Source organism: Streptococcus sp. HMSC076H09 (assembly GCF_001811765.1).
GTDB classification, from domain to species: domain Bacteria; phylum Bacillota; class Bacilli; order Lactobacillales; family Streptococcaceae; genus Streptococcus; species Streptococcus agalactiae.
In genome coordinates this window covers 254735-263100 of sequence record NZ_KV806604.1, presented here as the reverse complement: position 1 = coordinate 263100, position 8366 = coordinate 254735, and the positions used below count along the sequence as shown (strand labels likewise).

At 34.5% G+C, this 8366-nt stretch carries 5 protein-coding genes; 2 read left to right on the top strand and 3 right to left on the bottom strand.

All coding sequences use genetic code 11. From position 1 onward, the window contains the following. The coding region (gene srr1 / locus HMPREF2818_RS06450) for a serine-rich repeat glycoprotein adhesin Srr1 (protein WP_070518640.1) at positions 1 to 2167 on the bottom strand (2167 nt) is incomplete at its 3' end. Between the two features lie 382 nt (positions 2168 to 2549). Here srr1 and HMPREF2818_RS06445 point away from each other — a divergent pair. Beyond that, positions 2550 to 4046, top strand: a complete 1497-nt coding sequence (locus tag HMPREF2818_RS06445) for a helix-turn-helix domain-containing protein (RefSeq protein ID WP_000569742.1) — start codon at positions 2550 to 2552, stop codon at positions 4044 to 4046. A 96-nt stretch (positions 4047 to 4142) separates the two neighbouring features. Here the strand turns inward: HMPREF2818_RS06445 and uvrB are convergent, their stop codons facing one another. Further along, on the bottom strand, positions 4143 to 6134 hold the full coding sequence (gene uvrB, locus HMPREF2818_RS06440; RefSeq protein ID WP_070508707.1) for an excinuclease ABC subunit UvrB: 1992 nt from the start codon (positions 6132 to 6134) through the stop codon (positions 4143 to 4145). A gap of 60 nt (positions 6135 to 6194) precedes the next feature. Then, the gene (locus tag HMPREF2818_RS06435; protein ID WP_001042310.1) at positions 6195 to 7115 is read right to left on the bottom strand and encodes a CPBP family intramembrane glutamic endopeptidase; all 921 of its coding nucleotides are present in this window, start codon (positions 7113 to 7115) and stop codon (positions 6195 to 6197) included. A gap of 182 nt (positions 7116 to 7297) precedes the next feature. On the opposite strand from HMPREF2818_RS06435, the gene HMPREF2818_RS06430 reads away from it, so the two are divergent. Next, on the top strand, positions 7298 to 8366 hold a 1069-nt coding region (locus tag HMPREF2818_RS06430; RefSeq protein ID WP_148129475.1), incomplete at its 3' end, for a transporter substrate-binding domain-containing protein.

The following is an 8366-nucleotide window of genomic DNA, read 5'->3' as shown; positions in this document are numbered from 1 at the left end:
TGGAAGCACTGGTACTGGCACTGGTTGAGGCGCTGGTACTTGCACTTGTTGAAGCACTCATACTTGCACTTGTTGAAGCACTTGTGCTGGCTGATGTCGAGGCACTCGTTGAGGTGCTGGTTGAAGCGCTGGTGCTGGCTGACGTCGACGCACTCATGGAAGCGCTGGTACTTGCTGATGTCGAGGCACTCATGGAAGCGCTGGTACTTGCTGACGTCGACGCACTCGTAGAAGCACTTTCTGATAAAAGTTTAATTTCGGCATTCGCATCTGAGTCACCACTTATATTCGTATGCCCATAAGAATATTTAGAACCATATGTTTGATTTATATCAGAAACAGTTGAATACAATACACCACTTTGTTTAGGTATTTTGACCAAAACAACATAAGATGTAGTGGAAGAAATAGAATTTGTTTTCCAATCTATGGTAATTTTAGAACCATCGTTAGTATAACTATACTGGGAAGTCACATCTTCAAACTCAGGCGAATCATAATTTTGATCCATACTATCTGTAAGATTTTTTGAATTAGTTTTTAGAATCTTTACTTCCGCATTTAATAAATTAACTGGTGAACCTGATGTTCCATCTGAACCGATAATAGTATATAGATTCCCAAGTCCTGATGCGAAATACATTTCCTTACCTTCAGGATTAATTTGAGTAATATAAGTTTCTGTCTGTCTTTCATCATCAAGCTTCATGATCCGAGATCTTACATTTGTCTTAACATTAGTATGTTCTGTCACTGAAGGACTATTATACTGAACACGTTCCTCAATTGAAGCAACTTGATTGTTCAATGTTGCAGTAAAGCACTGCTTATCTGAAGTTGTTTTAGAAATTATTCTCTGGTCAGGCCAAACTGGCATATTGACTCTAGCTTTAATATTATTCAACGTAGAAGCATACCTTGTCCAGGTGTATGTAATATTATGTGTTAAAGGACTATATGACCCAGTCGCTAATAACTGCCCCGTTTCATCCATTATATCTTGAACTTTTAGAATAGTACCAATCCCTTGTGTGTCAAGGTTATCAGAAAGCTTTACAGTAAAGACATCTCCCTCGTTAACAGAAGCGATTGAAAAGGCAAAGTTCAAAACAAGGTTTTCTGAACTATCTAATTTAACTGTTCCAGGCTCACTAAGAGTGTTATCTTTTAACGCAATATTAACTTTCTGCAACTCGCTTGATACATCTTTACCTAACATTTCAGTATCAGACACTTCTTCTAGTGGTATCAAGTCCATCTCCGAACTCAAAGTCATCAAGTTCATACTCCTTGGCTGAATAACTGATTTTAATCTAATTGTCGGAGTTAGACTCTCATTCCCAGTTTTATCGCTTGCAATCATTACTTGGGATTTCTCTGGAGTTATAAGCGACTCATTTGACATTTTGGAAGTCTGTAACTCCGATTTTGGTTTTGTAATTTCAATTAGGCTAGATACTGAAGCATTTTTACCAGCATCAGTAACTAAGCTACTTTCTGTTACTATCTGGTTTGCCGAAAACGACTCTCTTCCTTTATCAGTTAAAGAAGCTTGAGTTTCAAGAATATTTGAAACCTCACTAATACTTGTAGATTTTGAAACACTTTCTGAGGCTGACGTGCTTATCGATTCTGAAGCACTTGTTAAAGCAGATGTACTTACAGATTCACTTACACTTGTTAAAGTTGACCCTGACATAGACATACTTACAGATTCACTAGTACTTGTTGAGGCTGACTCTGACATAGATACACTATTAGAATCAATAATGTTTTTCGATACTGTCCCATCTTGATGATTTTGAACAGTAGTTGTTTTAACAGTCACTTCCGTTTGTTCTGCCAGTGTTGGTACAGAACTTGATTGTTCTTGAACAACTGGAGTCTCATCTGCATAAACACGACTGGTTAAACTCGCTCCACCTACCAGAGCTCCAGCAGCTAGTATTCCTTTGAGATAGGTCAAATTTCCTGAAGATAGTCGGTCTTCTTTTTCAACATCTTGAATACACACATCTGCTTCAACAGTTGCTCTCCCTTTAATCGCTTTAAATAGATTAAAATGCGACATTACTGTTCTTACCCAGTTTTTTCCTGATTTATGCATCTTGACTCTACTCTTAGTATCTACAACTGTTAACTGCTTGCCAAAAGTCTTTTGGGACATGTTTCCTCCATATATAAATATTTTTTATATTTTGTTTTGGTTTAAAAACATAACAGTAAAATTAAGTGATTAGAAATCTATCTTAGTTAAACACAAAAATAATGATACCGTTAAGCACGTAGATACATCATTTTTATACAGATATAAACCTTACAATTGATTTTTAGTATGATTTCATAAGAATCTCAACTGATGCTTAATAAACCTTTATGAGGTTATCACTAATTATGACTAAAATAAATATACTTTAACCCCTCATTTTCCCAAAAAGGTATTTAAAATATTTATTTTTTGAGAATTATTATTTTATAAGGTTAAAATATTTGAAACATTTTATATTATTCCTTATTATAGTATTAATGAGTGAAAGGAGTTGTGTAATATGATAGAAATTTTTTTAGAAAAAAATATTCTTAATAAAGTTAAATTACTTACTTTATGTTATGATACCCCCTCACTATCCTTAGATACCGCCTGTAACCGACTCCACTTATCACCAGTTGAGCTTAAAAACTATTGTCATAAATTAAATGTTTTATTTGGTCATAAACTTTCTATCCATATCTCAAAAGAACGGATTTTATGTAAGCTAAATAAACTTACTCAGGAAGATGCCTTAAAAATAGTTTATAATGAGTCAAACACTTTACAACTTCTTAAATTTTTAATTGATGACTCGTCTGATAAAAAATCTCTAGTAGCTTTTGGAAATGATCTCTTCTTATCTCGTTCTTCTGTCTATCGTCTGCGAGAAAATTTAATTCCTTTAATTAAAGATTTAGGATTATCTTTATCTAAAAATACCATTGTAGGTGACGAATATCGCATTAGATATCTCATCGCATACCTCACTACTAAATTTGGTATTAAAATTTACGATCTGTCTGCTCTAGATATTAAGATTATTCGACAATTTTTATTTGAGAGTGGTACTAATATAAGACCTACTACGCACCTTTCTGATATCTTTGTTTTTTTTGATACGCTTTTCATTTTAACCTGGAAACGTCACCATCATAAAGTTAAAATTCCAAACTCCAAACTTTTCTCTTCTCTTAAAAAAATCTTTATTTATGAGGAGCTGAATACATGTGTAAAAAGTATCGTTCAACCTTACTTCAATGTTATTTTTAATTCAGAAGACATGGATTATATTTTTCTTATCTATCTTACAAGCGCTAACTCTTTTGCTGCTCAAAAGTGGACTGAAACACATGTCGATGAAGTGTTAGCTATTTTTAAAAGTCTTCCTAAATTCCAAATGCTACTACAACCTTTGAAAGAAGCTCTTCCATACTCTGACACCTACTACGATGAGCTAGTGAAAGTCACTATTTACTTTTCTCGAAACTTCATAGTTGGTCTGAATCAATTAATTCCTGAAACACTTAGTTTTCCTTCAACATTCTATCCTGGAAATAATCCTAAACTAATATCCATTATCGAACCAATAGTCACTCATTGGCTAACTGAAATTGGAGAATCAAAGTTCAAAAAAACGCACTTCTTCTTGCTCTGTGCTCACCTTGAAAGAGTAATAAAGAATAGCATGCCTCCTATAAATATTGTGTTGCTGACAACTGATTTTATTAATAATGAAATTTTAAAAGACTATATTTTGCAATCCCTTTCAACAGATAAAATTAGATTTCATTCCTATTACTTATTGACAGATAATATTAGTCAAATATCGACCTTAAAACCCGATTTAATTATCACTAATCGAAAACTGTTTACCTATGTTACAAAGGAACTAGCTACAAATAGTTTAGTCGCTCATATTGATTACAACGATACACCCTCTCAAATCAGTAATATCCAAACTATTATTTCTAATATTAAAGAAGAAAAATATCGAAAAATCTTTGATAAAATATAACATCACCTACTGTATTCTTTTGATTTCAATTATTAATAAAACGACTAGAGCACTTCATTAACTACTCTAGTCGTTTTATTAATTCTGTTCATCGTATTAATCGATTGCTTTTAGTTCTAAGATAACATCTCGGATTTGTGCAGCTAGCTCAAAGTCCAATAATTCAGCTGCTTCTTGCATTTGCTGTTGAAGAGCTTTAATTTCAGCTTGCCTTTCTTTTTTAGATAAACTACTGTAATCGACAACTTTTTCAGGCTTATCGCTGTCATTACTTTTAGTAATAGCAATTAAATCACGGATTTCTTTTTTAATTGTTTGTGGCACAATTCCATGCTTTTCATTATAATCCATTTGTAAACGACGACGGCGAGCGGTTTCATCCATAGCTCTTTGCATAGAATCTGTTATTTTATCAGCATACATAATAACATGACCATTACTGTTACGTGCTGCACGTCCGATTGTTTGGATAAGACCACGCTCATTACGAAGGAAACCTTCCTTATCAGCATCTAAGATTGCAACAAGGGAAACCTCAGGAACATCTATTCCTTCACGTAAGAGATTAATACCAATTAAAACATCAAACACACCAAGTCGTAAATCACGAATAATCTCTGTACGTTCTAAGGTTTTAATATCGCTGTGCATATACTTAACTTTAACTCCCATTTCTTTGAGATAATCTGTTAAGTCTTCTGCCATACGCTTTGTCAATGTTGTAATAAAGGTACGCTCACCTTTTTCAGTCCTCAAATTGATTTCACCAAGCAAGTCATCCATCTGCCCCATACTTGGTCTAACTTCAACTTCTGGATCAAGAAGTCCTGTTGGCCGGATAATTTGCTCAACAACTGTATCTGTTTGCTCCATTTCATAGTCTCCTGGCGTTGCAGATACATAGACAATTTGATGGACATGGCTTTCGAATTCTTCACGACGAAGTGGACGGTTATCTAAGGCAGATGGTAAACGGAAACCGTAATTAACCAACATTTCTTTACGCGAACGGTCTCCATTATACATCCCTTTGATTTGCCCCATTGTCATGTGACTCTCATCAATCATAATCAAAAAATCTTCTGGGAAGAAATCTAACAAAGTAAAAGGTGGCTCACCTTCACTTCTACCATCCATGTGACGTGAGTAGTTCTCAACACCATTTGTATATCCCATTTCACGAAGCATTTCAATATCATATTCTGTCCTTTGTCGAATACGTTGCGCTTCAATCAATTTCCCTTCTTTTTCAAAAAGTTCTACTTGATTTTCCATTTCAGCTTGTATTTTTGAAATAGCTTCTTCCATATGTTCATCATTTGTCATAAAGTGTGTTGCTGGGAAAATAGCTAAATGTTCCACTTCTCCTAGCACACGCCCTGTTAACGATTCTATTTCTCTTATACGATCAATTTCATCACCAAAAAATTCAATTCGAAAGGTATGCTCATCACGACTCGCAGGAAAAACTTCTACAACATCGCCACGAACGCGAAATTTTCCACGTTGAAAATCAATATCGTTACGCTCAAATTGAATATCAACGAGATTGTTCAATAACTGATCACGTGAAATTTCTTGACCTGGCCTAAGGCTAACAACACTGTCTGCATACTCTTTAGGAGAACCTAAACCGTAAATACAAGAAACAGATGCTACAACAATAACGTCATTTCTTTCTAATAACGAAGAAGTCGCTGAGTGACGTAATTTGTCAATTTCGTCATTGACTGAACTATCTTTTTCAATATAAGTATCCGAAGAAGGCACATAAGCTTCTGGTTGATAATAATCATAATATGAAACAAAGTACTCTACGGCATTGTCAGGAAAAAATTCTTTAAACTCTCCATAAAGTTGACCTGCTAAGGTTTTATTATGTGCAATCACCAAGGTTGGCTTGTTAACTTGGGCGATAACTTGGCTCATTGTGTAGGTTTTACCAGTACCAGTAGCACCTTTTAAAATCTGAGCTTTTTCTCCTCCTTCAATATTGTCAACCAACGTTTCAATAGCTTGAGGTTGATCTCCCGAAGGGCTATATTTGGAAACTAATTTAAATCGGTTAGTATCTTTTCTATCTATCATTTCTTTACCTCGATTACTTTATTTTAACATAGAAAAAAGAAAAAGACTGAGCTGCAACACTCAATCTGTTTCTTCAGTCTTAATTAGCCATAGAAGGTATATAATTGCTGCTAAGAGAACAAAAATAGAAATCAAACTTCCTTCTATTCCGAATGCACCACCTGATATCCAGTCCGGTGCGTTTTCTTTAACGGTAAAATGCAAAAGAGATGCTCCTGCTTTCTGACCACTTACGGCAATACCATAGAGATTACCTTGGCTAAAATTCCAAGCTCCATGTAAGGCTGCAACACTCCAAATATTACCACTTTTAATCATATACAAGGACATTAAAACTCCCGAACATATAATACTTACAATAGAAAGAAAAGTGACATGGGCATTTACCAAGTGCAAAATGCCAAATAAAGTGGATGAGACCCCTATGGCAACAGCTAAATGAAAACGATGATTAATTAGAGGAAGAAGCCACCCTCGTGTTAGCAATTCTTCCGTACCGCTTTGAATAAGCCAAAAAGGAAGGAGAGTTACAACATAGAAAATCGTTGCCTTAGAAACATCATAGCTATGAAAGTCAAGTCCTCCCAATATATAAGCAGTGATGACAGAAATTGAAAATAGAATAAAACCTATACTCCAGCCTTTTATAAGTGACCACAGAATTCTTTTAAACTTTGTAGAAAACCCCAATTCTGAAAAAGGTCTTTTTTCTACGAATTTTACCCAGATAAGCAAAAGGAATGCTGAAAAACTAAAGGTTCCTAATTCTCCATAGATATTATTAAATAAATTAATAAACTCAAAAAAAGTATAGGAAGAAAACTTATAGAGTACAGAAGACACTAGAACAATTCCCACACCACCTAGAGTTAGACCAACGAAAAAAAATAGGTATACCATAAAACAAGCAAATAACAATAATAGCCATGACGGCCAGTTTTTATAGACAGCGAACTGACTATTTAAAATCCTTTTATTCATAATAATCCTAAATCCTTTTTGTGTGATAACACTAGAACGATTATATCATAATACTAACTAAAGATATATATAAAATTAACATAACATACATGTTACGTTTTCTAACATAGAAATGACATTTTGTTGCTCTATCTTATTTATTTTGATATAATAAAACACATATTTATAAAAAGGAGATTTACATGAAGCACAAGTTAAAAGCTTTTACGCTTGCTTTACTCTCAATATTCTTTGTGTTTGGTGGAAAGGTCAGTGCAGAGACTGTGAATATTGTTTCTGATACAGCATACGCTCCATTCGAATTTAAAGATTCTGATCAAACTTATAAAGGAATCGATGTTGACATCGTTAACGAAGTCGCTAAGCGTGCTGGCTGGAATGTTAACATGACGTACCCAGGTTTTGATGCCGCAGTTAACGCTGTTCAATCTGGACAGGCAGACGCGCTAATGGCCGGAACTACTGTTACTGAAGCACGTAAAAAAGTCTTTAATTTCTCAGATACTTATTACGATACTTCCGTTATTCTTTATACTAAAAATAATAATAAAGTCACAAACTACAAACAACTAAAAGGAAAAGTAGTCGGTGTAAAAAATGGAACAGCTGCTCAAAGCTTCTTAGAGGAAAATAAATCTAAATACGGCTATAAAGTTAAAACATTTGATACAAGTGACCTAATGAATAACAGCCTTGATTCTGGTTCTATTTACGCCGCTATGGACGATCAACCAGTTGTGCAATTTGCGATAAATCAAGGAAAAGCTTACGCCATTAACATGGAAGGCGAGGCAGTTGGTAGCTTTGCATTTGCTGTCAAAAAAGGTAGTGGACACGATAACCTAATTAAAGAATTTAACACAGCTTTTGCACAAATGAAATCAGATGGCACTTATAATGACATCATGGATAAATGGCTTGGGAAAGACGCTACAAAAACAAGCGGCAAAGCAACAGGTAATGCCAATGAAAAAGCAACTCCTGTAAAGCCAAGTTATAAAATTGTTTCTGATTCTTCATTCGCACCATTCGAATATCAAAACGGTAAAGGGAAATATACTGGTTTTGATATGGAATTAATCAAGAAAATTGCTAAACAGCAAGGTTTTAAACTTGATATCTCAAATCCAGGTTTTGATGCCGCTTTAAATGCTGTCCAATCTGGACAAGCTGACGGTGTTATTGCAGGAGCTACAATCACAGAAGCACGCCAAAAAATCTTTGATTTTTCTGATCCTTATTACACATCTA

What these genes read in the sequence shown, in the direction of transcription:
- HMPREF2818_RS06445 (WP_000569742.1), top strand. Translation starts at nt 2,550, where the DNA reads ATGATAGAAATTTTTTTAGAAAAAAATATTCTTAATAAAGTTAAATTA.
- uvrB (WP_070508707.1), bottom strand. Translation starts at nt 6,134, where the DNA reads ATGATAGATAGAAAAGATACTAACCGATTTAAATTAGTTTCCAAATAT.
- HMPREF2818_RS06435 (WP_001042310.1), bottom strand. Translation starts at nt 7,115, where the DNA reads ATGAATAAAAGGATTTTAAATAGTCAGTTCGCTGTCTATAAAAACTGG.